The following is a 22,866-nucleotide window of genomic DNA, read 5'->3' on the forward strand; positions in this document are numbered from 1 at the left end:
CCATTCAACATCGAGGGTGCCTGACACGCTGCCATCGCGAGCAGGCTCGCGCCTACACGCTGGCAGTGGCAAATTCTTCCTGCAGCATCGCAACGAACGCTTCCCGGGCCGGGTGATGCCGGGAGTGTTCGTGCCAATAGAACAGGTTGTCGATGGCCGTCAGTTCCGGGAACTCGTAGCTGGCCCAGCCGGCCCCCGGTCCGTACTGTTCGAATATCCCCCTGGGCACCAGCGCCACGCCGGCCCCCGCACTGACACAGCCGACAATGCTGCCGTAACTGGCAATGCTGATGATCGGCAAGGCTTCCCCCTGCCCTAGCAGCCAGCGCTCCAGCGTTGCCCGGTACGGGCACCCCGAAGGCCACATGAAGATCGACTTGCCGCGCAGGTCCGCGGCCTCGCGCAACGGCCCCAAGGAAGGCGAAGCAATCAGCACCAGGTCTTCGCGGTACAGGAACTTGCGCTTGAGCAGCGGTCGCTCGACGTCGACCGCCACAATCACCCCGTCGAGCTTGTGCAGGAGCGTGTCCTCGAGCAACTGCGCCCAGGGCCCGGTTGTCAGCTCCAGGGCCACCGCCGGATAACGCCGATGGAATCGGGCCAACAGCCTGGGCAGGCGGCCGCTGGCCGATGACTCGATCGCGCCGATGCGCAGCGGCCCGGACGGCGGCGCTCCGGGATCCACGGCGCGCTTGGCTTCCTCGGACAGTGCCAGGATCTGCGCTGCGTAGGCCAGGAAGATTTCGCCGGCCGGGCTGATCTGCAACCCCCGCCCCGCCCGGTAAAACAGCTCGACGCCCAGCTCGCTTTCCAGCGACTTGAGGCGCGCAGTGATGTTCGAGGGCACGCAATGCAGCACCTGCGCGGCACGGGCAATGCTGCCGGTCTCGAAAACCGTCTTGAACATGCGAATCTGTGCCAGCTCCATACATCACCCAAAGTGAACATTCGCCTCATGTTAAGTCAGTTGTAGTGAACAGGTAAGGCTCCAATACTCAAGGGGCAGAAGCCGTCACCTCGTCGCGGTCTTCGTTGCGCACCTGACCTGGCAGGCCGACCTGATGCCCACACGTTCCCCCCTGAAAATTCTCCTGGCCGTGCTGTTTGTGATCGTCTGCTGGGGTTACTCGCCGACCGGCATCCGCATCGGCCTGAGCGCCTATGAACCCGGACACCTGGCGTTGCTGCGGTTTCTCGTGGCCTCGCTGTTCATGGCGTTGATCGCCGTCTGCAAGGGCATCGAGCGGCCTCGCCTGCGCGACCTGCCACTGTTGCTCATGCTGGGATTGTTTGCCGTGAGCCTGCACCACATTGCGCTGAACTTCGGCCAACGCGGGGTCAGTGCCGGTGCCGCCAGTGTGCTGGCGCAGTCGACTCCGCTGTTCAGCGCGTTGCTGGCACATTTCATCTTCAACGACCGTGTCAGCGCCTGGCGCTGGGGATGCGTGGTGGTGGGTATGTGTGGCGCCGGCATCGTGGTCGCCGGTGATCGCGGCCTGGGCAGTGTCGACCCCCACGGCCTGTTGATCCTGCTGGCGGCGCTGTCGTGGAGCCTGTACTTCGCCCTGCACAAACGCCATTGCCAGCGTTACAGCGGCCTGACCATGGTCTGCTATACGGTGTGGTCCGGCACCCTGCTGTTGCTGGTGTTCCTTCCGGGCCTGGGGGCTGCGGTGGCCAGGGCGCCGACGCAGGTTCACCTGGCGGTGGCGATTCTCGGGGTGTTCCCCAGTGCCCTGGCCTATCTGGCCTGGGCCTTTGTCTTGCGCCAGGTCGAGGCCAGCCGCGCCGCCATGGCGCTGTACCTGACACCGCCCACCGCCATGCTGATTGCCGCCGCCCTGCTGGGAGAACGACCGGGGTTGATGGTGATGGTGGGAGCGCTGGTGGTGTTGATCAGCGTGCTGGCCATGAACCTGGAACAACGCTGGGGGATGGCCTGGTCAAATCGATGACCAGCCCCCCGCTCGCGTTTCAATCGTCCAGCGGCTGAGGTGGTTTCACCGGCTTGGCAGGCTTGGCGGCCTTGCTGCCTTTGGCGGGCGTTTCGGCGACCGCAGGTGCCGGTGGCGTCGCTTCTTTCTCGGCGGCAGGCAACTGGTCGACCGTCTCGAACAGCGCCTTGGCGTCTATCGGACCCAGGTGCTCGAGCTTCTTCTCGCCGTCCTTGCCCACCAGGATGACCTTGGTCTCACCGCTGACCCCCAGTTTCAGTTCGCGAATCAGCGCCATGGTGGTTTGCGCATCCAAATCCTTGCCATCGCGCTGGCCCATCAACTGGACCACGGTGTAAAGCACCATGTTGCGGTCCTGGAAGGCTTTTTTGGTGGCCGGGTCGTCGAGGGATTTTTTCAGGTTGACCAGCGTCGGGTCGATGCTGCTGGGGGCAATGACAATCAGCGGGCGGCTCTTGCCGCGTTCCTGGGCCAGAGGCGTGTCGTTGTCGGCGGCGAACAAGGGGCCCGCGACAGCCAGCAGCGTAGCGAGGGTCAGTGACCGAATGAGCATGCGCATCTCCTTTTGATTTCCACGCTTATGATTGCGCATCAAGGCGAAAGATCCAGTTTTGATGTCGGAAATTTCTATCACCATGTTGCCAAGCTTAGGCCAGCAGGGTTAATCCGCCACTGGCTGCCCGCCTCATTGAAACGGGCAAAGTGTGCAAAGCACCGGGCAAGACCAACGGCCAGGCGCTCCACTACAACCCGTACTACACTGACAGTGTTCCCGATAGGGGGACGTAGCCAAATCCGCGTCCATCAGCAGCGTGCCTGCCCATTACCACGCTCATGACGCTGGAACCAATGGCCAATTCGTAAGCGTCCTGTGGGGCACTGCCCCACAGCGACAACTCTGCAGGACGACGACGTCGCGTCCAACACGCCCGGACATGATCCATGCCCGGGCATTCGCGTGGCAGACAGTTCGCCCACGGTCGTCCCGGTCATCCATCCGACTACCGCCTGACAGGCTGCTGTCGCTGCATCGTATGCCTCGTTCAGCGGTGACCTTTTTCAGGAGGCGCAGTTATGGACGAAGGCAAACTGCAGGACTTCATGGGCAAGCTGGTGACCGACATGGGTGGCGCCGCGATGCTCGCCAATGTGATCCTCGGCGAAGAGCTGGGCCTGTACCGGGCCATGGCGGACAGCCTGCCGTTGACCCCCGAGGCACTGGCCGCCAAGACCGGCTGCAATGCCCGGCTGCTGCGCGAATGGCTCAGCGCCCATGCGGCCTCAGGCTATATGGAGCATGCCGGCGGGATGTTCCGCCTGCCGGAAGAACAGGCCATGGCGCTCGCCCACGAGGACTCGCCGGTGTATGTCGCCGGTGGTGCTGGGGTCATCGCCGCCCTCTACCACGACAAGGACAAACTGCTGGCGGCCATGCGCGGCGATGGGGCGTTGGCCTGGGGCGATCACCACCCGTGCATGTTCAGTGGCACCGAACGTTTCTTCCGACCCGGCTACCGCGCCCACCTGGTGGATGAATGGCTGCCCGCCCTGGAAGGCGTGGTCGACAAGCTCAAAGCCGGCGCCAAGGTGGCGGATATCGGCTGCGGCCACGGGGCTTCCACCGTGGTCATGGCCAAGGCCTTCCCAGCGTCGACCTTTGTGGGTTTCGACTACCACGCCCCTTCCATCACTATCGCCAACCAACGCGCCGAAGAAGGCGGCGTGGCCGACCGCGCGCAGTTCATCCAGGGCACCGCGAAAAACTACCCAGGCCACGACTACGATCTGGTGTGCTATTTCGACTGCCTGCACGACATGGGCGACCCGGTGGGCGCGGCCAAGCATGCCTATCGGTCACTCAAGGACGATGGCAGCGTGCTGTTGGTGGAGCCTTACGCCAGCGATCAACTGGACCAGAACAACACCCCGGTAGGCCGCTTGTTCTACGCCGCCTCGACCTTCATCTGCACGCCCAATTCGCTGTCCCAGGAAGTGGGCCTGGGGCTGGGGGCGCAAGCGGGTGAGGCACGGTTGCGGGACGTGTTCAGCGAGGCGGGGTTCAAGCACTTTCGCCGGGCGGCGCAAACCCCGTTCAACCTGATTCTGGAGGCGCGCAAATAACTGAGCAATGGCCGGGCACTGCGCCAACAGTGCCCGGCCGGGCGCTGGATCAGAACGCCAGCTTGTAGCCGATGAACACCAGCATGGCCGCCAGGCACGGACGCAGCACGCCATCGGAGACTTTCCCGGTCAGGTGACTGCCGATGTAGATCCCGGGCAGCGACCCCATCAGCAGGAACCCCAGCAGGTGCCAGTCCATGTTGCCCATGCTCGCGTGGCCAAGGCCGGCGACCAGGGTCAAGGGCACGGCGTGGGCGATTTCGGTGCCCACCAAACGTTTAGTGGCCAGGAACGGGTACAGCAGAAACAGCGCCACCGTGCCCAGGGCCCCGGCGCCAATCGAGGTCAGCGCCACCATCACCCCGAGCAACGCGCCGGTGCCGATGGTCAGCAGATTGAGATTGCGCTCGCTCAGGTGATAGTGGTCGCCCGCGTGTTTATGGGCGAAGGCCAGCAACTGCTTCTTGAAGAAGATCGCCAGCGCGGTCAACAACAGCACAAAGCCCAGGGCCTGCTTGATGATCGCGTTGGTCGCCTGGGCGTCGTTGTTGAAGAAGGTGAGAAACAGCAAGGTCAGAGCCACCGCCGGGACACTGCCAGCGGTCAGCCAGCCGGTGATTTTCCAGTCGATGTTCTTGTTCTTCTGATGAACCAGCACCCCACCGGACTTGGTGATCGCCGCGTACAGCAGGTCAGTGCCGACCGCGGTGGCCGGGTTGATACCGAACCACAGCAGAATCGGGGTCATCAACGAGCCGCCACCAATACCGGTCATGCCGACAATGAATCCGACAACCAAGCCTGCAACCACAAAACCCCAATTACCGAAATCCATTGCCATACCTTACAGAACCAGCGTGACGAGCAAAAACTGGCTGGCAGCATAGCGATATTTCTTATAACCACTTATACCAATGTGATCTGACTTTATAACCACGCGTATCGACCCTCCCCCCGTCCCTATGCAGGAGCGAGCTTGCTCGCGATAACCTTGAGAGCGCCGCCCGGCTGCTCCTACAGGGAGGGGCTCGTGTTCAGACGCCGGCTTGCTGTTCCAGGTGCACCTGCAACTGCGGATCGAGGTTCAACGCGGCGGCCAACTCGTCGAGGTAGGCGCGCTCGGCGTCCTGCTGGTGATCGACCAGCATCACGCTGGCCAGGTACATTTCCGCGGCGATGGCCGGGTCGGTGGCCGATTGCGCGACCTCCTGGGCGTCCAGTGGCTTGGCGACTTCAGCATCGAGCCACTGTTGCAGGTCCGGGTCGTTGGTGTGGCGGCCGATTTCGGTGCTGATCATCTGCTTCTCGTTGTCGTCGATGCGCCCGTCGGCCTTGGCAGCGGCAATCAGAGCCCGCAACACTGCGTGGCTATGGGCCTCGATCTGTGGCCCGGCGAGCAACTGGTCAACGGTCTGCGGCGCCTGCTGCGGGGCTGAGGCCTGGTTGCGTTGCCAGGCTTGATAGGCCTGGAACGCCATCATCCCCAGGGACGCCAGTGCGGCGTAGTTGGTGCCACTGGAGCGACCCTGGGTCGTCCCGCCACCACCCCCCGCGCCCCCCAGCAATCCCCCCAACCCGCCCAGCAGGCCACCCAAGCCGCCGAGGCCGCCAGCGCCGGCAGCGGCACCACCACCGCCTGCGCCCAGCAAACCGCCAAGCAACCCACCCAGGTCACCCAGGCCGCCTTGCCCGCCCGCGGCACCACCGCCGTGTTGGCCCTGCGGGCCCTGACCGGCGCGCAGCAATTGTTCAAGTAGATCGCTGGTATTCATGACATTGCCCTCTTCGATGGCAGGAGTTCAGTCAGGCAACTCTAGACCCGGGCAGCCATTGCGCCATGACCGTCTGGCTGAGATTGAACGGCAGACTGACATTTTTATTTTCACTGTATTGATTAATGAATTATTTCATGTCAATCATAGACCCATAAGAAGGGCATCCGCCCCCTACTCACGGAGTCAACACGATGAACACGACCGGACTTCTGGCAACTCTGGCCTTCTGTGCCGCCAGCACCCTCGCCCACGCCGACGACAGCACCTTGCGCATTGGCATTGAAGCCGCCTACCCGCCGTTTTCTTTCAAGACCCCGGAAGGTGAGATCAGCGGATTCGACTACGACATCGGCAATGCCCTGTGTGATGAGATGAAGATCAAGTGCCAGTGGGTAGTGCTGGCCTTCGACGGGATGATCCCGTCGCTCAAGGTGCGCAAGGTCGATGCGATTCTGTCATCGATGTCGATCACCCCCGATCGCCTGAAGTCCGTCGACTTCACCAAAAAGTACTACCACACGCCCGGCAAGCTCGCGATGAAGGACGACGTGGTAATCAACGACCCGTTGCTGGATCTCAAGGGCAAGAAAGTCGGCGTGCAACGCGCCTCGACCTACGACCGTTTCGCCACCGAGCAACTGGCCCCGGCCGGGGTCGAGGTGGTGCGTTACTCCTCGCAAAGCGAAGCCTCGCTGGACCTGGCCTCAGGTCGCCTGGACGCGACCCTGGCCGATATCGTCAACACCGACGAAGCCTTTATCAAAACCCCGGCCGGCAAGGGTTTTGCCCTGGTGGGCCCGGACATCAACGACCCCAGTTACTTCGGCCGGGGTGCCGGGATTGCCCTGCGCAAAGGTGACACGGCCAACGCCGTGCGCCTGAACGCGGCGATCGATACCCTGCGCACCAACGGCAAGTACCAGCAAATCATGGGCAAGTACTTCGCCTATGACATCTACGGCTCGACCGCCGAGTAAAGGTGGGTCAATCAACTTCTGTGTTGTGGGTACTGGCCTCATCGCGAGCCGGCCCGCTCCCACGGGGGGAATGGGTGGAATACCGATGGGTGTTCGCCCCCCAATCCAATGTGGGAGCGGGCTCGCCCGCGATGGCGGTGGACCTGCCGACATCGATGTTGAAGGTGCCGGCCTCATCGCGAGCAAGCTCGCGCCCACAGGTTTTACCTCTTGTCTGATCGTCATCAACCCCTGTCGTCCCGCACGCCTGGCGCGTGTCGGGTGAGGACTTCATCATGCTGCACGGCTACGGATCGAGCATTCTCGATGGCGCCTGGCTGTCGATCAACCTGGCCCTGAGTGCCATGGCGCTGGCCATCACCCTGGGCCTGCTCGGTGCGGCGTTTCGCTTGTCGCCGGTCAAATGGCTGGCGAATCTGGGCGAAGCCTATACCACGGTGATTCGTGGCATTCCCGACCTGGTGCTGATCCTGCTGATTTTCTACGGCGGTCAGGACCTGGTGAACCGCATTGCCCAGGGCGTCGGCTACGAGCAGTACATCGACATCAACCCGTTTGTCGCGGGGGTCTGTACCATGGGGTTCATCTTCGGTGCCTACCTGTCGGAAACCTTTCGCGGCGCCTTCATGGCCATTCCCGCTGGCCAGGGCGAAGCCGGCCGGGCCTATGGCATGAGCGGCTGGCAGGTGTTCTGGCGGATCCTGGTGCCACAGATGATCCGTTTCGCCATTCCCGGTTTCACCAACAACTGGCTGGTGCTGACCAAGTCCACCGCGCTGATTTCGGTGATCGGCCTGCAGGACATGATGTTCAAGGCCAAGAACGCCGCCGATGCGACCCATGAACCCTTCACGTTTTACCTCGCGGTCGCGGCGCTGTACCTGGTGATCACCAGTGTCTCGCTGGTGCTGCTGCGCACCCTGGAAAAACGTTACTCGGTCGGCATCAAAGCCGCCGACCTGTGATCGGGAGACCCTGACCATGCTCGACTACACCTTGATCTGGGACAGCCTGCCGTTGTACTTCAGCGGCGCCCTGCTGACCCTCAAGCTGCTGCTGATTTCCCTGGCCCTGGGCCTGATACTGGCGGTGCCCCTGGCCCTGATGCGTGTCTCGCGGGCGCCCTGGCTCAACGCACCGGCCTGGGCCTACACCTACGTCATTCGTGGCACCCCGATGCTGGTGCAGTTGTTCCTGATCTACTACGGCCTGGCGCAGTTCGAGGCGGTGCGCCACAGCGTGCTCTGGCCGTACCTGTCCAGCGCGACCTTCTGCGCCTGCCTGGCCTTCGCCCTCAACACCAGTGCCTACAGCGCCGAACTGCTGGCGGGCAGCCTGCGGTCCACCCCCGGCGGCGAGATCGAAGCCGCCAAGGCCATGGGCATGTCACGCCTGACCCTGTACCGGCGCATCCTGCTGCCCTCGGCGCTGCGCCGGGTGCTGCCGCAGTACAGCAACGAGGTGCTGATGATGCTGCAAACCACCAGCCTGGCCTCCATCGTCACGCTGGTGGACATCACAGGCGCGGCCCGCACGATCAGTTCGCGCTACTACATGCCATTCGAAGCCTTCATCACCGCCGCCCTGATGTACCTGGCCCTGACGTTCATCCTCGTGCGCCTGTTCAAGCTCGCCGAGCGCCACTGGCTGGCGCACCTGGCCCCACGCAAACATTAAGGAATTGCCATGCAGCACATTCAACACGTCCTGCCCTGGAGCGCCAGCGGCACGGAGCGCACCCTCTCGGTGTTCCGCTTCGGCGCCGGCCCGCGCAAGGCCTACATCCAGGCGTCCCTGCACGCCGACGAACTACCCGGCATGCGCGTCGCGGTCGAACTCAAGCGGCGCCTGCGCGAGCTCGAAGCACAAGGGCGCCTGGACGGGGTCATCGAACTGGTGCCAATGGCCAACCCGATTGGCATCGGCCAGATGTTCCAGGCCACCCACCAGGGGCGCTTCGAGTTCAACAGTGGCAAGAACTTCAACCGCGACTTCCCGGCGCTCGGCGCTGCCGTGGCCGAGCGCGTGGCCGGACAACTGGGCAGCGATGCCGAGGCCAACGTGACGCTGATTCGCGAGGCCATGGTCGAGGCACTCAACCACCTGCCAGATCCCGCGTCGGAACTCGACGGCCTGCGCGTGCTGCTGATGCAGCACGCCTGCACCGCCGACGTGGTGCTGGACCTGCACTGTGACTTCGAGTCGATCATGCTGCTCTACGCCCTGCCCCAGAACTGGCCACGGGTGCGCTCGTTGGCCGCGCGCCTGGCGGCCGGCGCCGTGCTGCTGGCCGAGGACGCTGGCGGCAATGCCTTCGATGAAGCCTGCGCGGTGCCGTGGCTGCACCTGGCCGAACGTTTTCCGCAGGCCAACATTCCCCTGGCCTGCGTGGCGACCACCGTGGAACTGCGGGGCATGCTCGACACCGAGGGTGATACCTGCGCGCTGAATGCCGAACAGATCCTCGGCTACCTGGCCGAAGTCGGCCTGATCAGCGGTGACTGGCCAGCAGCGCCGGCCGAATGCTGTGAAGCGACGCCCTTTGCCGGAGCCCAATACGCCTATGCCCCGCACCCGGGCGTGGTGAGCTTCCTGCAACCGGTGGGCGCCCGCGTCAAGGTCGGCGACCCGTTGTTCGAGGTGCTCGACCCCCTGACCGACCGCCACAGCGTGGTCAGCGCCAGCACCGATGGCATTCTCTACGCCCGCGAGCGCCTGCGTTTTGCCCAGCCCGGGCTATGGCTGGCCAAGGTCGCAGGCAGCACCCCCATTCGCCAGGGTCGCCTGCTCAGCGACTGACTCCCGAGACCAAGACCATGAACACACTGGAAATTCGCAACCTGCACAAATCCTATGGCAGCGTCGAGGTACTCAAGGGCGTTTCGCTCCAGGCCAAAGCCGGCGATGTGATCAGCATCATCGGCTCCAGCGGCTCGGGCAAAAGCACCTTCCTGCGTTGCATCAACCTGCTGGAGCAACCCAACGCCGGCGAGATCGTGCTCAACGGCGAACCGCTCAAGCTGTTGGCCGACAAAGCCGGCGGGCTCAAGGCTGCCGACCCCCGGCAGCTGCAGCGCATGCGTTCGCGCCTGGCCATGGTGTTCCAGCACTTCAACCTGTGGTCGCACATGAGCGCCCTGGAAAACGTCATGGAAGCCCCGGTGCATGTCCTGGGGATGGACAAGAAGGCGGCGCGGGAAAAGGCCGAGCACTACCTGGACAAAGTCGGCGTCTCCCATCGCCGGGGCGCCTACCCGGCCCATATGTCCGGGGGCGAACAGCAACGCGTGGCGATCGCCCGGGCCCTGGCCATGGAGCCTGAGGTGATGCTGTTCGATGAGCCGACGTCGGCCCTCGACCCGGAGCTGGTGGGCGAAGTGCTCAAGGTCATGCAGGACCTGGCCCTGGAAGGTCGGACCATGGTGGTGGTGACCCACGAAATGGGTTTTGCCCGCGAAGTGTCGAACCAGTTGGTGTTCCTGCACAAAGGCGTGGTCGAGGAACGGGGCGTGCCCCGTGACGTGCTGGCCAACCCGCAGTCCGAGCGCCTGCAACAGTTCCTGGCCGGCAGCTTGAAGTAACACGCTGAGCGGTGCTGGCCGTCGCGAACGCAGTGCCGATGCGCTTCGGCTACACTGGCGCCCACTTATGTCGAGGGGGCGTTGTCGACCCCTTGAACCCTTTGGTAGATGGCGAGCCGGTTATGTCTGATTCCCCGAAAAACACCACGGTCTATGCCTCCCCAGTGATGCGCAAGCTGGCGCAGATCCTCGCGGACCTGCCGCCGTCACTGCGCAAGGTGGCTGACTTCATCCTGCGCCACCCGCTCAAGGCCGCGACCCTGACCATCGAGGAAATGGCCGCCGAGACCGCCACCTCGCCCGCGGCGGTCAATCGCCTGGCCAAGGTCCTGGATGTCGGCGGCTACAGCGGCATGAAGGCCGAACTGGTGGCCACCTTGCAGCAGATGGTCTCGCCCGTGGACAAGCTGCGCAATGAACTGGCGCAACGTCCCGGTGGCGCATTCGGCCTGCACGAGCAGATCCAGAGCGCCACCAGCAACCTGGACACCGCCGGCAGCAACAATCACCCCGACACGTTCGAGGCCGTGGTCACGTGCCTGATCCAGGCGCGCAAGATCTACATCCTCGGTTTTGGCAACAGCGTCTACCTGGCCGGCCTGGCCGCCTCGACACTGATGCCGTTCTGCGCCGACGCCACGGCCATCAGCATGGAAGGCGGTAACGAAAACGCCGCCTACCGCCTGGCCGCCATCACCCAGGACGACGTGCTGCTGGCGATCTCCCTACCCCGCTATTCCCTGGACACCCTGCAGCTGTCGCGTTTTGCCCACGAGCGTGGCGCCACGGTGCTGGCGATCACTGACTCCCCCGCCTCCCCCCTGACCCACATCGCCCGGCATGTGCTGTTCGCCCCGGCCGATCATCCGGTGTTGACCAGTTCCTATATCGCCGTGCTGGCGCTGATCGAAGGGCTGGTCGCCGGGGTCATGGCGCGCAACAAGGAAGCGGTGAAACTGGCCACAGAGCTCACCGAAAGCGTGATGAGCTACCTGCACATCCCCGGCAGCAGCAAACCTGGCAAGCCTTAGAGCCACCAGCGCAGCAGGAAAAAGAACGCCATGCTCAGCAGCATGCTGATCAGGGTGCTGCGGGTGTAGAGCACCAGGCCAATGGCGACCAGCGAACTGAGCAGGTAGGGGTTATCCCATTGCAGGTTCAGTTGTTGCTCGGGCATGAACACGATCGGCCCGCAAATCGCGGTGAGCATGCCGGGCACGGCGAAGCCGAGGAACTGCCGCGCGTTGCTGCTCAGGCGCACCGGCAGACGGGGTTCGAGGAACAGGTAGCGGTTGAGAAACACCAGCAGGCCCATGCCGACTATGACTGCCCAGACCATCATGTGCGTGCTCCCTGGAACTTGTTGCAGACAAAACCGGCGGTCATCCCCAGCAACCCGGCCAGTACCAGCGCCGAGCCCACTTGCCAGTAGGCGAACAGCACCGAGCAGAACAGCGAGACCGCCACGCAGACCACGGTCGGCACATTGCGCACCACCGGGGTGATCAAGGCGATGAAGGTGGCGGCGATCGAGAAGTCCAGCCCCAGGTGTTCAAGCCCCGGGATGCTGCTGCCCAGCACGATGCCGGCCAGGGTGAACAGGTTCCAGGCGATATAGAACGTCAACCCCACCCCCAGCGCGTACCACCGGTTGAACTGCTGGCGGTCAAACTGGCTGGTCAGGGCGAACAACTCATCGGTGAGCAAAAAGCCCAGGCCCACCCGCCAGCGCGCCGGCATGGGTGACACCACTGGCCGCAGGCTCATGCCGTACAGCAGGTGTTGCGAGGTCAGCAGCAAGGTGGTCAGCAGAATCGAGAAAATACCCGCACCGCCCTTGAGCATGCCGATCGCCACCAGTTGCGCGGCGCCGGCAAAGACAATGCTCGACAGGCCTTGGCCTTGCAGGGGTGTGAGATTGGCCTCGATGGCCATGGAGCCGGCCAGCAGCCCCCACGGCGCTGTCGCCAGGGACAACGGCATCACGGCCGCAGCACCACGCAGGAAAGCACTGCGCGGCAGGAGAGTGTCAGACATAGCGCTCTACAACAAAAAGAGGGGATCGGAATGTGCCAGCCAGACAGTGGGCTGTCTTGAACAATCTTGCGCAATTCGCGGCACGACCCGCTGACGCTATCGTGGGCCGGCCTGCTCCCACAAACATCCGGGATAAACGCGGCACTCGGCAGGAGCAAAGCTTGCTCCTGCCGCCCTCGGGGCTCTACAACCATGGGCACGGCTAGGACTTTGTGGGGTTAATGTCCCTGCGCTGTCTACAAGGTCACGCCCAGTGCGTTCAACAGCACCGGGTCACGGCTGTAGATGTCCGGTGCGTACAACAGACGACCGTGACTGTCGGCCTGTACGGTCCAGTACGTCAGCAGGATCGGTACGGGCGTCGCCAACCTGAACTCATGGGTCAGCCCGGTGGCCAGCAATTCGTTGGTGCGCAAGCGCTCCGCCGGACTGAGCAGCATGTCGCGCAACTGCAAGGCATGCTCGACCCGCACGCACCCCGAACTGAACGCCCGCGGGCCCTTCTGGAACAGGGCCTGGCTCGGGGTGTCGTGCAGGTACACCGAGAACGGGTTGGGGAAACGCACCGCCATCTGCCCCAGGGGGTTTCGCGGGCCGGCGCCCTGGCGCAGGAGGATGTTGCCCGGGTTGTCCCAGTCGATATCGTCCACCGCCAGGGGATTGCCGTTGCGGTCCAGCACCTGCAGGTCCTGACGGCTGAGGAACGACTGGTCGCGGCGGATCTGCGGCAACTTGTCCTCACGCATGATGGTCGGCGGGACGGTCCAGGTCGGGTTCAGGGTCAGCCGCGTGACCCGGGATTTCAACAACGGGGTCTGCCGTTCGGCACGGCCGACCTGGGTGCGCGTCTGCCACACCGCCACCCCGCCCTGGAACAGGGTCAACTGGGCCGCGGCAATGTTCACCAGCAGGCTGTCGGGTTCCATGTCCTGGGCCAGCCAGCGAAAACGTTCGAGGTTGATCCGCAGTTGCTCACGGCGCAATGCCGGGCTGATGTTGAGTTCCGCCAGGGTGCCGGCACCGATGACTCCATCAGCCTGCAGTGAATGGTCGAGCTGGAAGTTTTTCACCGCGCTGGCCAACTGCGCACTGTAGTCGGTGCCGACATGGCCCGGCACGCTGGGCAGGTAACCCTCGCTGACCAGGCGCTGGGCCAACCCGGGGACCCTGGCGTCCTGCATGCCCGGGCGCAACAAGGCGCCGGCGGGCAATTGTGGCCAGTGCGGCAATGGCTGTTGGCGCTGCGCCGCATACACCTGACGCAGGCTGCGGTACTGCTCAAGTGCCGGGCGGGCGGCTTCGAAGGCGGCCTCCAGGTCATGCAGGCCGGGGCCGGCAATCGCCAGCATCTGGGCCGTGCGGTCATCTGTTGGCGGCTGCGCGTGCCACAGCGGTTCGAAGCGGCTTTGCTGCAGGCGCCCGTAATGCAGCTCACGCAGGGCCTGCAGGTACCTCAAGCTGATGCCGATGTCAGTGCACAACGGGCCACCGACCACGTCCGTCGGCGGCAGGCTGTAGCGATTGGGGTCCAGGCCATCATCGACCAGCAACTGGAACTGCGCCAGCAAGGCCGTGACCCGAGCCTCGTCGGTCCACACCGGCAGGTAGTTTTGCTGTTGGTAGAAAGCCTGCAGCAATGCCTGCGCCGAGGCGTCCGGGCGCAGCTTCAGGCCCGGGCAATCCACCGCGACCTGGGTCACGGCCAATTGCATCGGCCCGGGATGGTCTGCCAACTCGTTCTGGGCAGTCGCGACCAATGGCACTGCGAGCAGGCAAAGGCTCAAGTAAGATGCGTGCTTTTTGAACAACTGCTTTACTCCAATCCATGGCCGTCACGATTTGACGGTCGACCTCTGCAGCAGGTGCGGCAAGCAATCAGGCGAGCCCAACATGGGCCTGCCAGGGGCACGACAGGATGTCGGGAGCCAACAATAGCATTGAGGACTCTCTTCGCATGTTTACCCTTTTGCGCCGGCTTGGCCTGGCACTGATCACCCTGGGCGCCATCAGTACTCCGGCGTTCGCCGCCAATACCACTCAACAGGCGTTGTACAACAGCCTCGCCCACGCCGCCCCGGAACTCAATCCCCAAGCGCTAAAAAGCGCCCTGAGCGCCATGCAATGTGCGGTCAGCAGTGGTGCCCAGCGCGCCGAACACCTGGCGGTGATCGACTATTCCCAGCCTTCGACCGCGCGTCGCCTGTGGATTTTCGACCTGCGCAAAAAATCCCTGGTGCTGCGCGACCTGGTGGCACACGGGCAAATGTCCGGGGAAAACTTCGCCACCCAATTCTCCAATCGCGTGGGTAGCTACCAGTCGAGCCTGGGCCTGTTCCGTACCCAGGAAAGCTATCAGGGCGCCCACGGCTACTCGTTGCGCATGGACGGCCTGGAGCCGGGCTTCAACGACCTGGCCCGCGATCGCGCGATCGTGATCCATGCCGCCGATTACGTGAATCCGTTATGGAGTGAACGTCAGGGACGGATTGGCCGCAGCCAGGGTTGCCCGGCGGTACGCCCGCAGGTGGCGCGCCAGGTGATCGATAAACTCAAGGATGGTCAGTTCATGTTTTCCTGGTACCCGGACCAGCGCTGGCTGAAGTCATCGCCCTACCTCAACTGCCAGCCGCGCCAGGTGGCCAGCATCCTGAGTGCCAACAAGGGGTAGCCGGTCACCGCCAGGACAAGCAAAAGCACGCGCATCTGGCTATGCTGCAAGCCATGACCGCCTCATTGCCGATTCGCCAACCCTGCCCCCCCGGCGCCTGCGATTGCGGGCGTGAGGCCTTGCTCGACCTGCCCGGCGCCGACCCGCGCATCCTCTACCTGACCCGCCAGGAAGAAAAGCGCCTGCTCGAGCGCCTGGAAAACCTCAAGAGCCTGGCCGACCTCGAGCATCTGCAGCAACGGATGTTCGAGCAGTTGGGCATCGGTGTGGAAATCAGCCCCAGCTTCCACGAGGTGCGCAGCATGCGCGGCATCGGCATTCGCCTGCGCGACCAGCCGGGGCTGTGCCGCAAGACCCGGCAGGCGATCCCGGCGGCGATTCGCCGGGGCCTGGAAAACCATCCGCAAATCGCCTACGAACTGCTCAACGCCAACGACCTGCTGCGGGATGCCTGAGGCTCAACTGCCCGTCTTGACCTTGCTCCAGACCCGGGTACGCACCCGTTCCATCTTCAGCGGCAAGGGTTCCAGCGGGTACAAGGTGGCCATGGTCTGCGGGCTCGGGTAGACACCCGGGTTCTCGCGCACCTTCTGCTCCACCAGGGCCGTCGCGTCCTTGTTGGCATTCGGGTAGCCCAGGTAGTTGGAGGTTGCCGCGATCACGTCGGGGCGCAGCATGTAGTTGATGAAACTCAGGCCCTGTCGCGGGTGCGGCGCGTCGTTGAGCAGCACCAGGTTCTCGACCCAGACCGGAGCGCCCTCGCGCGGGATGCGGTACACCAGGTTGCGCCCATTGCCGGCCTTGGCCGATGCCAGTTGCGCGTCATACACCCCGCCCGACCAGCCGAGCACCACACAGACATTGCCATTGGCCAGGTCCGAGATAAAACGCGAAGAGTCGAAGTAGCGAATGTACGGCCGGATCTTGAGCAACAGCGCCTCGGCCTTGCGGTAGTCCTCAGGGTTCTGGCTGTTGTAGGGCAGCCCGAGGTAATGCAGGGCAATCGGGATGATCTCGCCGGGTGAATCGAGCATGGCCACCCCGCACTGGCTGAGCTTGGCGATGTTCTCCGGCTTGAAGATCAGGTCCCAGGAATCCACCGGGGCCTCGGCGCCCAGCAGCGCCTTGACCTGGTCCGCATCGTAGCCAACCCCGGTGGTGCCCCACAGGTAGGGCGCGGCGTAACGGTTGCCCGGATCATTGTGCTGGACCTTGGCGAGGATCTCCGGGTCCAGGTGGGGCAGGTTCGGCAGCTGGCTGCGGTCCAGTTCCTGGAGCACTCCGGCCTTGATCAGGTTGGGCAGCAGCTCGCTGCTGGCGACCACCACGTCATACCCGCTGCGCCCGGCCATGAGTTTGCTCTGCATCACATCGCCGTTGTCGAACACATCGTAGACGGTGGCGACCCCGGTTTCGCGCTGGAAGTTTTTTGTCGCATCGGGGGCAATGTAGTCGTACCAGTTGTAGATCGAGACGCTGGGCTCGGCGGCGCTGACGCCGCTCATGGCCAGGCCGAGCACGGCGGCCGCGGCCAGTTGCAGACTGCACAGAGGTTTCATCGCAAGACTCCAGAACGACGGCATGCGGACGCTGCCGGCTGCCTGTGAAGGGTAAGGAACGCGCCGTCTGCGGCGCTAAAAACTCAGGCAATCAGCAATTCGCGGCGCCCATCGGCGTGGTCGATCTGCCGGCAGGCCAGCGGCATGCGCCGGTCCTGGAGGTAGTCGTAGTCCTTGCGTGAGCGCTGCAACTCGCTGAAATCCAGCTCCACCACCTGCCGGCATTCCTCGCGCCCGGCTTCGAACAGCAGCCGTCCCGAGGGATCGACCACCGAACTGGCACCGGCGAAGACCAGACCGTCATCGCCCGCCCCGCAACGATTGACCAGCACCGCAAACGCCTGGTTTTCCTGGGCGCGAGCGAGGATCGCGGTACGGTGCACCGGGCCGAAGGGGTCCATGTTGGCGTTGCAGACCAGCATCAGGTCGCACCCCAGTTGCGCCAGCGCACGGGCCGGCTCTGGAAACTCGATGTCGTAGCAGATCAGCAGCCCGACCCGCACGCCTTTGTACAGGGTCGTGGCAAAACGATCGCCGGGTTGCATCAGGCCACGCTCCGACGGCCACAGGTGGGTCTTGCGGTAGCGCAAGGCGATCCCCTGGGGAGTCAGCAGCAACGAGGTGTTGTAGAAATCGTCGCCATCACGCTCGGCGATGCCCACGACCGCTGCCACATCCCGCTCGCGCAAGGCCTGCAGCACCGCCTGAACCCCAGGCCCATCGGCAGCCTCGGCCACCTCCCCCAGTTGCGAGGCGCTGGCAAAACCCATCAATTGGGTTTCGGGGAACACCAGCACGTCGGTGTCCGGGGCGCAGGTGGCAATGGCGTGCAGCGTGCGTTGCAGGTTGTACGCCGTGTCGCCATCGCGACCGGCCAGTTGTACCAGTTCAATCTTCATGGGTTGTCCTTCGACCTATCCGACCAGGCAGCCCGTTTTCAGGCTGCGGCCGAGTATGGGGCGCCCGTGCGCGCCGGCGTAATCCCGTCGAAGGGGTACCCCGGAAGGGGTAGAGGCAGCCACTGTGAGTCAGGCGCGGGAAATGTCCGACGGCGCTATCAGACAAATTGCGATCACCTGCACCCAGGTTCCATGGATATTTGCATTCATCGGCGCTCGCCTAGAAGATGGCGGCAGCACGATCGCTTCGGCGCTGACTATCCTGATGTAATTGAGCCCGTCGGGCTCGCGACCATCGTTCTCAGGGAATTTAGAATGACAGCAAGACAAGTAATCAATGCGTCGGTGAGCCCAAAAGGCAGCCTGGAAACACTGTCCCAACGCGAAGTACAACAACTGAGCGCAGCGGGTACGGGCAGCATCTATTCTCTTTTTCGCCAGTGCGCCCTGGCCATTCTCAATACCGGCGCCCATGTCGACAACGCCAAGACCATCCTCGAAGCCTACCGCGACTTCGAGATCCGCATTCACCAGCAGGACCGTGGCGTACGCCTCGAACTGCTGAACGCCCCGGCCGACGCCTTCGTCGACGGCGAGATGATCGCCAGCACCCGCGAGATGCTGTTCAGCGCCCTGCGCGACATCGTCTACACCGAGAATGAGCTGGACAGCCAGCGCATCGACCTCAGCACTTCGCAAGGCATCAGCGACTACGTCTTCCACCTGCTGCGCAACGCCCGCACCCTGCGTCCCGGCGTCGAACCGAAGATCGTCGTATGCTGGGGCGGTCACTCCATCAGTACCGAGGAATACCAGTACACCAAGAAAGTCGGCCACGAGCTGGGCCTGCGCAGCCTGGACGTCTGCACCGGTTGCGGACCGGGCGTGATGAAAGGCCCGATGAAGGGCGCGACCATTTCCCACGCCAAACAGCGAATCACCAACGGCCGTTACCTGGGCCTGACGGAGCCGGGGATCATTGCCGCCGAGGCACCGAACCCGATCGTCAACGAACTGGTGATCCTGCCGGACATCGAGAAACGCCTGGAAGCCTTCGTCCGCGTCGGCCACGGCATCATCATTTTCCCAGGCGGCGCCGGCACGGCCGAGGAGTTCCTGTACCTGCTGGGGATCCTGATGCACCCGGACAACCGCGACCTGCCCTTCCCGGTGATCCTGACGGGCCCGCGCAGTGCCGAGCCGTACTTCCAGCAACTGCATGCCTTCATCGGCGCCACCCTGGGCGAGGAAGCGCAAAGCCACTACGAGATCATCATCGACGACCCGGCCCAGGTGGCCCGGCAGATGGTCCAGGGGCTCAAGGCCGTCAAGCAGTTCCGCCGCGAGCGCAATGACGCCTTCCACTTCAACTGGCTGCTGAAGATCGACGAGGGCTTCCAGCGTCCGTTCGACCCGACCCACGAAAACATGGCCAGCCTGCAACTGCGCCTCGACCTGCCGGCCCATGAACGGGCGGCCAACCTGCGCCGGGCGTTCTCCGGGATCGTTGCCGGCAACGTCAAGGACATGGGTATTCGCTTGATCGAGGAACATGGCCCTTACGAGATCCATGGCGATGCGGCAATCATGCAACCGCTGGACAAACTGTTGCAGGCCTTTGTCGCCCAGCACCGGATGAAGCTGCCCGGCGGCGCCGCGTACGTGCCGTGCTACCGCGTCATCAGTTAGCCACCGCTGTAGCCGCTGGCGCCGCTCACGGCTCCAGCGGCCACTGCGCCAAGGCTCGATAGCGTCCCTTGTGGGATTCGAACAACACGACGCGCCGGGCATCGAGCGTAAAGTCCGGGGCAATGTCGGCTTCAGGCACCGGTGCGTGAAAGTCGCGGACCAGGCTCAGGTGCGCCCGGTACTCCCGGGGCACATCGGCAAAACCCAGCGCCAGCATCGCCTGATGCAAGGCATACACCCGTTGCAGCAAGGCTGGCGCAGGCGCGCCAGGCACCAGCACCAACATCCCGGCGCGGTGCCAGGCCTGCAATTGGTCGAGCCTGATCCGCAACGGCTCACCGGGCACGCATACCCGAGCGGCCGCGGCGTAAATACCGGGTAGCTCGCTCACGGCGACCTCGCCCAGAAACATCAAGGTCAGGTGAAAGTTCTCCCCGGCAATCGGCCGCCCCTCTAGGTGCCCCAGGGTATTGCGCCATTGGGCGATGGCCCGGCGCTGCGCCGGTTCACAGGGCAAGGCGAAAAACAGCCGCTTGCTGGGCAGGTCCGGTTGCTTGTGCATCGTCCACCTCGACACTTACTGCTCGGGCGCCACCACCCGAAAACGGATGTTGATTTCGTTGGAGACCACACCGTAGTCCGCCCACTCGCCATCACCAATATTGAAGTCGCCACGCTTGAGAATGAAGGTGCCGTCAAAAATGCCGATGCCGCTTTCCGGCTTCAGGGCGATCCGCGCGCCGACCTCGCGGGTCAGGCCCTTGAGCGTCAGTTGGCCGTCGACCTGGTACAGGTTATCGCCCAGGGCGGTGACGTTGTTGGACTCGAACCGGGCCTGGGGATAGACCGCCGTGTCGAACCAGCCAGGTTTTTGCAGTTCGCTGTTGGCGTCGGGGTTGCCGGCGTCAATGCTGGTCAGCTCGATGATGATCCCGGCACGGGCCGCCGCGGGGTTGGCGGAGTCAAAATCGATGGTCGCCTCGAACTGGCTGAAAGTGCCATAGACCCGGGCGCCCATCTGGTTGTAGGTGAAGCTGATCTGGCTGGCGCTCGGGTTGACTTGCCGGTACTGCGCCGCACTCGGCGAGCCACACGCGAGCATGGTGAGCACCAGGGTGACGGTCGCTAGTCGATGGCTCATGACAGTCTCCAGCCGGTGGTCAGGGGCGAGGTTTTTGGCGAAACGCGAGCATGCGGCGCAGCACTTCATCGCGGTCGACGAAGTGATGCTTGAGCGCCGCGCCAGTGTGCAGCAGCACCAGTGCCAGCAGACAGTAATTCAGGCTTTGGTGCAGTGTCAGTAGCCGCTCGCCCAGGGCTTCGTCCTTGGCCAACAGGTCCGGCAGGGGCAAGATGCCGAACCAGGCGGTCTGGAAACCCTTGGCCGAACTCATCAGCCAGCCGCTCAGGGGGATGATCAACATCAGCCCATACATCAGGCCGTGGGTCAGCCGCGAGACCCGCCGCAACAACACCGGCACGCTGGCGGGTAGCGGAGGCGCGGCATGGCTCAAGCGCCAGCCGAGGCGAATCAGCACCAGCAGGAACAGGCTGACCCCGGCCCACTTGTGCCACGCATACAGCTTGAGTTTGGTCGGCGACAGGGCCAGGTCCGGCATGTAGAGACCCAGGGCAAAGGTGCCGACCAGTCCCAGCGCGACCAGCCAGTGCAGGTACACCGCCGTGCGGGTGTAGCTATCGTTCATGAGTGCTCCGTGCCGATCACTACAGTGTTGATCCACCCTGGCGCTTGCGCAAATGCGCGCACGACCCTTGGTCCTTTAGTGCTGGCATTCCTGGCGCTGGCGACCATAGTTAGACGTCCCGGGCTTGCTGGCCTGGGGCTTATCCACGTCAATCAGAGGTCACGATGAACATCCTGATGGTACTGACTTCCCACGACCGGCTCGGCAACACCGGCGAGAAGACCGGGTTCTGGCTGGAAGAATTCGCCGCACCCTACTACGTGTTCAAGGATGCCGGGGTCAACGTGACCCTGGCTTCGCCCAAGGGTGGGCAACCGCCGCTCGACCCGAAGAGCGACGCCCCCGACGCACAGACCGAGGCCACCCAGCGCTTTCGTGAGGACCCGGTGGCCTACCAGGCGCTGGCCCACACCGAGCCGCTGGCCCAGATCAAGGCGAGTGACTTTGACGCAGTGTTCTACCCAGGCGGTCATGGCCCGCTGTGGGACCTGGCCGAAGACCGCGACTCCATCGCCCTGATCGAAGCCCTGTATGGCGCCGGCAAACCGGTGGCCGCGGTGTGCCATGCCCCAGGGGTGTTGCGCCACACCCAGGCTCAGGGACAGCCGCTGGTCAAAGGCAAGTCGGTGACCGGCTTCACCAATTCCGAGGAAGCGGCGGTCGGCCTGACCGAGGTGGTGCCGTTCCTGGTCGAGGACATGCTCAAGGCCCACGGCGCTCACTACTCCAAGGGCGAGGACTGGCAGTCCTATGTGGTGGCCGACGGCAACCTGATCACCGGGCAGAACCCCGCGTCATCGGCAGCGACGGCCGAGGCGACCTTGCAGCACCTGGGACTCTGAGCCCGATGGCTGGCGGGATTTGTGGCCAATGCTGCGAGTCCCGGCGGCGCATTTAGGTATAAAATGCCGCCCCTTTTGACTTGCCGGCCCCTGCTCGATGACCCCTGACGCCCTCGCCACCCTGCACGCCCATCTGTTGACGGCCCTGGCAACCCCGCCCGAAGAAACCCGCCGCCTGTTTCACGGGCGCGGGCGTTGCTGGCCGGGCCTGGAGCAACTGACCGTGGACTGGCTGCAGGGCATCGTGCTGGTCGCGCTGTTCAAGGAACCCGAGCCGCAGCAGTTGCAGGCCTTGCAGCAGATGCTGCTGCAGATCACCCAGGCGCCCCAGTGGCAGGCGAGCACCGCCCACACGTTGCTGCTGCAACACCGCTACCTGCCACAAAGCACCACCGAATGGTTGCTGGGGCCGGAAATCGACGAGTGGACGCTGACCGAAGGCGGCCTGCGCTATCGCATCGACCTGGGCAAAAAGCAGAACGCCGGCCTGTTCCTCGACATGCGCTACGGACGCAACTGGGTCAAGGCTCATGCCCAAGGCAAACGGGTGTTGAACCTGTTCGCCTACACCTGCGGCTTCTCGGTGGCGGCCATCGAGGGCGGCGCCGAGCACGTGGTCAACCTCGACATGTCCCGCGCCGCCCTGAGTCGCGGGCGCGACAACCACCGTCTGAACGGCCACGACCTGAGCCAGGTAAGTTTCCTCGGCCACGACCTGTTCAAGTCCTGGGGCAAGGTGATCAATAACGGGCCCTACGACCTGGTGATCATCGACCCGCCGTCGTTCCAGAAAGGCAGCTTTCTGCTGACCAAGGACTATCAACGGGTGCTGCGCCGCCTGCCGGAACTGCTCGCGCCGCAGGGCACGGTGCTGGCCTGCATGAACGACCCGGCCTTCGGTGCGGACTTCCTGATTGACGGCGTCACCCGCGAAGCCCCGAGCCTGCATTTCGTCGAACGCCTGGACAACCCGCCGGAGTTTCCGGATATCGATCTGCAGAGCGGCTTGAAGGCGTTGGTCTTCACCCTTGCGGACGGCACAGCGTAGCCCTGGGCA

General features: G+C 64.0%; 26 protein-coding genes. 14 read left to right on the top strand and 12 right to left on the bottom strand.

Features of this window, described 5'->3' with window-relative positions; all coding sequences use genetic code 11:
* Window positions 1-52 precede the first annotated feature (52 nt).
* Window positions 53-928, bottom strand: a complete 876-nt coding sequence (locus tag Q1W70_RS00885; RefSeq protein ID WP_302098515.1) for a LysR family transcriptional regulator — start codon at window positions 926-928, stop codon at window positions 53-55.
* A 133-nt stretch (window positions 929-1,061) separates the two neighbouring features.
* On the opposite strand from Q1W70_RS00885, the gene Q1W70_RS00890 reads away from it, so the two are divergent.
* Window positions 1,062-1,955 carry a DMT family transporter gene (locus Q1W70_RS00890; protein ID WP_302098516.1) on the top strand — a complete coding sequence of 298 codons (894 nt, stop codon included), beginning with the start codon at window positions 1,062-1,064 and terminating at the stop codon, window positions 1,953-1,955.
* Window positions 1,956-1,974: 19 nt separating this feature from the next.
* Here the strand turns inward: Q1W70_RS00890 and Q1W70_RS00895 are convergent, their stop codons facing one another.
* Window positions 1,975-2,508, bottom strand: coding sequence for a DUF4174 domain-containing protein (locus Q1W70_RS00895; protein ID WP_166591911.1), 534 nt, complete (start codon window positions 2,506-2,508; stop codon window positions 1,975-1,977).
* A 521-nt stretch (window positions 2,509-3,029) separates the two neighbouring features.
* Here Q1W70_RS00895 and Q1W70_RS00900 point away from each other — a divergent pair.
* Window positions 3,030-4,076: a class I SAM-dependent methyltransferase gene (locus Q1W70_RS00900; RefSeq protein WP_166591910.1), complete on the top strand. Its 1,047-nt coding sequence runs from the start codon at window positions 3,030-3,032 to the stop codon at window positions 4,074-4,076.
* 49 nt (window positions 4,077-4,125) lie between these two features.
* Here Q1W70_RS00900 and Q1W70_RS00905 read toward each other — a convergent pair whose 3' ends face one another.
* Together Q1W70_RS00905 and Q1W70_RS00910 are read right to left on the bottom strand one after the other, a co-directional pair.
* Complete coding sequence (locus tag Q1W70_RS00905) at window positions 4,126-4,911, bottom strand: sulfite exporter TauE/SafE family protein (RefSeq protein WP_166591909.1); 786 nt, start codon at window positions 4,909-4,911, stop codon at window positions 4,126-4,128.
* A 199-nt stretch (window positions 4,912-5,110) separates the two neighbouring features.
* Window positions 5,111-5,848, bottom strand: coding sequence for a tellurite resistance TerB family protein (locus Q1W70_RS00910; RefSeq protein WP_302098517.1), 738 nt, complete (start codon window positions 5,846-5,848; stop codon window positions 5,111-5,113).
* Window positions 5,849-6,042: 194 nt separating this feature from the next.
* Here Q1W70_RS00910 and Q1W70_RS00915 point away from each other — a divergent pair, with 194 nt between their 5' ends.
* The 6 genes from Q1W70_RS00915 to Q1W70_RS00940 all read left to right on the top strand — a co-directional run bounded on the left by Q1W70_RS00915 (window position 6,043) and on the right by Q1W70_RS00940 (window position 11,440).
* Window positions 6,043-6,828 carry an ABC transporter substrate-binding protein gene (locus Q1W70_RS00915; protein WP_166592364.1) on the top strand — a complete coding sequence of 262 codons (786 nt, stop codon included), beginning with the start codon at window positions 6,043-6,045 and terminating at the stop codon, window positions 6,826-6,828.
* A gap of 275 nt (window positions 6,829-7,103) precedes the next feature.
* A complete protein-coding gene (locus tag Q1W70_RS00920; protein ID WP_166592363.1) occupies window positions 7,104-7,793 on the top strand; it encodes an ABC transporter permease in 690 nt (229 codons plus the stop codon).
* Between the two features lie 16 nt (window positions 7,794-7,809).
* Window positions 7,810-8,505 carry an ABC transporter permease gene (locus Q1W70_RS00925; RefSeq protein ID WP_166592362.1) on the top strand — a complete coding sequence of 232 codons (696 nt, stop codon included), beginning with the start codon at window positions 7,810-7,812 and terminating at the stop codon, window positions 8,503-8,505.
* A gap of 9 nt (window positions 8,506-8,514) precedes the next feature.
* Window positions 8,515-9,627: a succinylglutamate desuccinylase/aspartoacylase family protein gene (locus Q1W70_RS00930; protein ID WP_182344090.1), complete on the top strand. Its 1,113-nt coding sequence runs from the start codon at window positions 8,515-8,517 to the stop codon at window positions 9,625-9,627.
* Between the two features lie 17 nt (window positions 9,628-9,644).
* Window positions 9,645-10,409, top strand: a complete 765-nt coding sequence (locus tag Q1W70_RS00935) for an ABC transporter ATP-binding protein (RefSeq protein ID WP_182344088.1) — start codon at window positions 9,645-9,647, stop codon at window positions 10,407-10,409.
* A 122-nt stretch (window positions 10,410-10,531) separates the two neighbouring features.
* The gene (locus Q1W70_RS00940; RefSeq protein WP_166592359.1) at window positions 10,532-11,440 is read left to right on the top strand and encodes a MurR/RpiR family transcriptional regulator; all 909 of its coding nucleotides are present in this window, start codon (window positions 10,532-10,534) and stop codon (window positions 11,438-11,440) included.
* Here Q1W70_RS00940 and Q1W70_RS00945 read toward each other — a convergent pair.
* The 3 genes from Q1W70_RS00945 to Q1W70_RS00955 all read right to left on the bottom strand — a co-directional run bounded on the left by Q1W70_RS00945 (window position 11,437) and on the right by Q1W70_RS00955 (window position 14,254).
* Entirely contained in the window at window positions 11,437-11,748 is a 312-nt protein-coding gene (locus tag Q1W70_RS00945; RefSeq protein WP_166592368.1) for an AzlD domain-containing protein, read from the bottom strand. The two genes, Q1W70_RS00940 and Q1W70_RS00945, sit on opposite strands and share 4 nt — an antisense overlap.
* The gene (locus Q1W70_RS00950; protein ID WP_166592358.1) at window positions 11,748-12,446 is read right to left on the bottom strand and encodes an AzlC family ABC transporter permease; all 699 of its coding nucleotides are present in this window, start codon (window positions 12,444-12,446) and stop codon (window positions 11,748-11,750) included. Before Q1W70_RS00950 ends, Q1W70_RS00945 begins: the two co-directional genes overlap by 1 nt.
* Before the next feature lie 236 nt (window positions 12,447-12,682).
* Window positions 12,683-14,254 (bottom strand): L,D-transpeptidase family protein, encoded by a 1,572-nt coding sequence (locus Q1W70_RS00955; protein WP_302098518.1) that lies wholly within the window; start codon window positions 14,252-14,254, stop codon window positions 12,683-12,685.
* A gap of 146 nt (window positions 14,255-14,400) precedes the next feature.
* Between Q1W70_RS00955 and Q1W70_RS00960 the strand changes: the two genes are divergently transcribed.
* Both Q1W70_RS00960 and Q1W70_RS00965 read left to right on the top strand, forming a co-directional pair.
* The gene (locus Q1W70_RS00960; RefSeq protein ID WP_166592356.1) at window positions 14,401-15,114 is read left to right on the top strand and encodes a murein L,D-transpeptidase catalytic domain family protein; all 714 of its coding nucleotides are present in this window, start codon (window positions 14,401-14,403) and stop codon (window positions 15,112-15,114) included.
* Between the two features lie 53 nt (window positions 15,115-15,167).
* Window positions 15,168-15,569 carry a hypothetical protein gene (locus tag Q1W70_RS00965; protein WP_166592355.1) on the top strand — a complete coding sequence of 134 codons (402 nt, stop codon included), beginning with the start codon at window positions 15,168-15,170 and terminating at the stop codon, window positions 15,567-15,569.
* 3 nt (window positions 15,570-15,572) lie between these two features.
* Here Q1W70_RS00965 and Q1W70_RS00970 read toward each other — a convergent pair whose 3' ends face one another.
* Entirely contained in the window at window positions 15,573-16,673 is a 1,101-nt protein-coding gene (locus tag Q1W70_RS00970) for a polyamine ABC transporter substrate-binding protein (RefSeq protein ID WP_302098519.1), read from the bottom strand.
* Between the two features lie 83 nt (window positions 16,674-16,756).
* Window positions 16,757-17,572: a carbon-nitrogen hydrolase family protein gene (locus tag Q1W70_RS00975; protein WP_185818296.1), complete on the bottom strand. Its 816-nt coding sequence runs from the start codon at window positions 17,570-17,572 to the stop codon at window positions 16,757-16,759.
* A 142-nt stretch (window positions 17,573-17,714) separates the two neighbouring features.
* On the opposite strand from Q1W70_RS00975, the gene Q1W70_RS00980 reads away from it, so the two are divergent.
* Window positions 17,715-17,843, top strand: coding sequence for a hypothetical protein (locus Q1W70_RS00980; RefSeq protein WP_256669929.1), 129 nt, complete (start codon window positions 17,715-17,717; stop codon window positions 17,841-17,843).
* A 44-nt stretch (window positions 17,844-17,887) separates the two neighbouring features.
* A complete protein-coding gene (gene ppnN / locus Q1W70_RS00985) occupies window positions 17,888-19,261 on the top strand; it encodes a nucleotide 5'-monophosphate nucleosidase PpnN (protein ID WP_166592352.1) in 1,374 nt (457 codons plus the stop codon).
* A 25-nt stretch (window positions 19,262-19,286) separates the two neighbouring features.
* On the opposite strand, the gene thpR is transcribed toward ppnN, so the two are convergent.
* The 3 genes from thpR to Q1W70_RS01000 are packed head-to-tail and all read right to left on the bottom strand — an operon-like array spanning window position 19,287 to window position 20,967.
* Window positions 19,287-19,823, bottom strand: a complete 537-nt coding sequence (gene thpR, locus Q1W70_RS00990; RefSeq protein ID WP_166592351.1) for an RNA 2',3'-cyclic phosphodiesterase — start codon at window positions 19,821-19,823, stop codon at window positions 19,287-19,289.
* Between the two features lie 15 nt (window positions 19,824-19,838).
* Window positions 19,839-20,402, bottom strand: a complete 564-nt coding sequence (locus tag Q1W70_RS00995) for a YceI family protein (protein WP_166592350.1) — start codon at window positions 20,400-20,402, stop codon at window positions 19,839-19,841.
* A 19-nt stretch (window positions 20,403-20,421) separates the two neighbouring features.
* Window positions 20,422-20,967: a cytochrome b gene (locus Q1W70_RS01000; protein ID WP_166592349.1), complete on the bottom strand. Its 546-nt coding sequence runs from the start codon at window positions 20,965-20,967 to the stop codon at window positions 20,422-20,424.
* Window positions 20,968-21,131: 164 nt separating this feature from the next.
* On the opposite strand from Q1W70_RS01000, the gene Q1W70_RS01005 reads away from it, so the two are divergent.
* Both Q1W70_RS01005 and Q1W70_RS01010 read left to right on the top strand, forming a co-directional pair.
* Entirely contained in the window at window positions 21,132-21,809 is a 678-nt protein-coding gene (locus tag Q1W70_RS01005) for a type 1 glutamine amidotransferase domain-containing protein (protein ID WP_166592348.1), read from the top strand.
* 97 nt (window positions 21,810-21,906) lie between these two features.
* Window positions 21,907-22,857, top strand: a complete 951-nt coding sequence (locus tag Q1W70_RS01010; RefSeq protein ID WP_182344082.1) for a class I SAM-dependent methyltransferase — start codon at window positions 21,907-21,909, stop codon at window positions 22,855-22,857.
* Window positions 22,858-22,866 lie beyond the last annotated feature (9 nt).

This window comes from Pseudomonas kielensis, from assembly GCF_030505375.1.
Classification (GTDB): Bacteria; Pseudomonadota; Gammaproteobacteria; order Pseudomonadales; family Pseudomonadaceae; genus Aquipseudomonas; species Aquipseudomonas kielensis.

Excerpts from the sequence above, each read along its gene's own strand:
- Q1W70_RS00885 (WP_302098515.1), bottom strand. The coding sequence starts at position 928 with ATGGAGCTGGCACAGATTCGCATGTTCAAGACGGTTTTCGAGACCGGC.
- Q1W70_RS00890 (WP_302098516.1), top strand. The coding sequence starts at position 1,062 with ATGCCCACACGTTCCCCCCTGAAAATTCTCCTGGCCGTGCTGTTTGTG.
- Q1W70_RS00895 (WP_166591911.1), bottom strand. The coding sequence starts at position 2,508 with ATGCTCATTCGGTCACTGACCCTCGCTACGCTGCTGGCTGTCGCGGGC.
- Q1W70_RS00900 (WP_166591910.1), top strand. The coding sequence starts at position 3,030 with ATGGACGAAGGCAAACTGCAGGACTTCATGGGCAAGCTGGTGACCGAC.
- Q1W70_RS00905 (WP_166591909.1), bottom strand. The coding sequence starts at position 4,911 with ATGGATTTCGGTAATTGGGGTTTTGTGGTTGCAGGCTTGGTTGTCGGA.
- Q1W70_RS00910 (WP_302098517.1), bottom strand. The coding sequence starts at position 5,848 with ATGAATACCAGCGATCTACTTGAACAATTGCTGCGCGCCGGTCAGGGC.
- Q1W70_RS00915 (WP_166592364.1), top strand. The coding sequence starts at position 6,043 with ATGAACACGACCGGACTTCTGGCAACTCTGGCCTTCTGTGCCGCCAGC.
- Q1W70_RS00920 (WP_166592363.1), top strand. The coding sequence starts at position 7,104 with ATGCTGCACGGCTACGGATCGAGCATTCTCGATGGCGCCTGGCTGTCG.
- Q1W70_RS00925 (WP_166592362.1), top strand. The coding sequence starts at position 7,810 with ATGCTCGACTACACCTTGATCTGGGACAGCCTGCCGTTGTACTTCAGC.
- Q1W70_RS00930 (WP_182344090.1), top strand. The coding sequence starts at position 8,515 with ATGCAGCACATTCAACACGTCCTGCCCTGGAGCGCCAGCGGCACGGAG.
- Q1W70_RS00935 (WP_182344088.1), top strand. The coding sequence starts at position 9,645 with ATGAACACACTGGAAATTCGCAACCTGCACAAATCCTATGGCAGCGTC.
- Q1W70_RS00940 (WP_166592359.1), top strand. The coding sequence starts at position 10,532 with ATGTCTGATTCCCCGAAAAACACCACGGTCTATGCCTCCCCAGTGATG.
- Q1W70_RS00945 (WP_166592368.1), bottom strand. The coding sequence starts at position 11,748 with ATGGTCTGGGCAGTCATAGTCGGCATGGGCCTGCTGGTGTTTCTCAAC.
- Q1W70_RS00950 (WP_166592358.1), bottom strand. The coding sequence starts at position 12,446 with ATGTCTGACACTCTCCTGCCGCGCAGTGCTTTCCTGCGTGGTGCTGCG.
- Q1W70_RS00960 (WP_166592356.1), top strand. The coding sequence starts at position 14,401 with ATGTTTACCCTTTTGCGCCGGCTTGGCCTGGCACTGATCACCCTGGGC.
- Q1W70_RS00965 (WP_166592355.1), top strand. The coding sequence starts at position 15,168 with ATGACCGCCTCATTGCCGATTCGCCAACCCTGCCCCCCCGGCGCCTGC.
- Q1W70_RS00970 (WP_302098519.1), bottom strand. The coding sequence starts at position 16,673 with ATGAAACCTCTGTGCAGTCTGCAACTGGCCGCGGCCGCCGTGCTCGGC.
- Q1W70_RS00975 (WP_185818296.1), bottom strand. The coding sequence starts at position 17,572 with ATGAAGATTGAACTGGTACAACTGGCCGGTCGCGATGGCGACACGGCG.
- Q1W70_RS00980 (WP_256669929.1), top strand. The coding sequence starts at position 17,715 with ATGTCCGACGGCGCTATCAGACAAATTGCGATCACCTGCACCCAGGTT.
- ppnN (WP_166592352.1), top strand. The coding sequence starts at position 17,888 with ATGACAGCAAGACAAGTAATCAATGCGTCGGTGAGCCCAAAAGGCAGC.
- thpR (WP_166592351.1), bottom strand. The coding sequence starts at position 19,823 with ATGCACAAGCAACCGGACCTGCCCAGCAAGCGGCTGTTTTTCGCCTTG.
- Q1W70_RS00995 (WP_166592350.1), bottom strand. The coding sequence starts at position 20,402 with ATGAGCCATCGACTAGCGACCGTCACCCTGGTGCTCACCATGCTCGCG.
- Q1W70_RS01000 (WP_166592349.1), bottom strand. The coding sequence starts at position 20,967 with ATGAACGATAGCTACACCCGCACGGCGGTGTACCTGCACTGGCTGGTC.
- Q1W70_RS01005 (WP_166592348.1), top strand. The coding sequence starts at position 21,132 with ATGAACATCCTGATGGTACTGACTTCCCACGACCGGCTCGGCAACACC.
- Q1W70_RS01010 (WP_182344082.1), top strand. The coding sequence starts at position 21,907 with ATGACCCCTGACGCCCTCGCCACCCTGCACGCCCATCTGTTGACGGCC.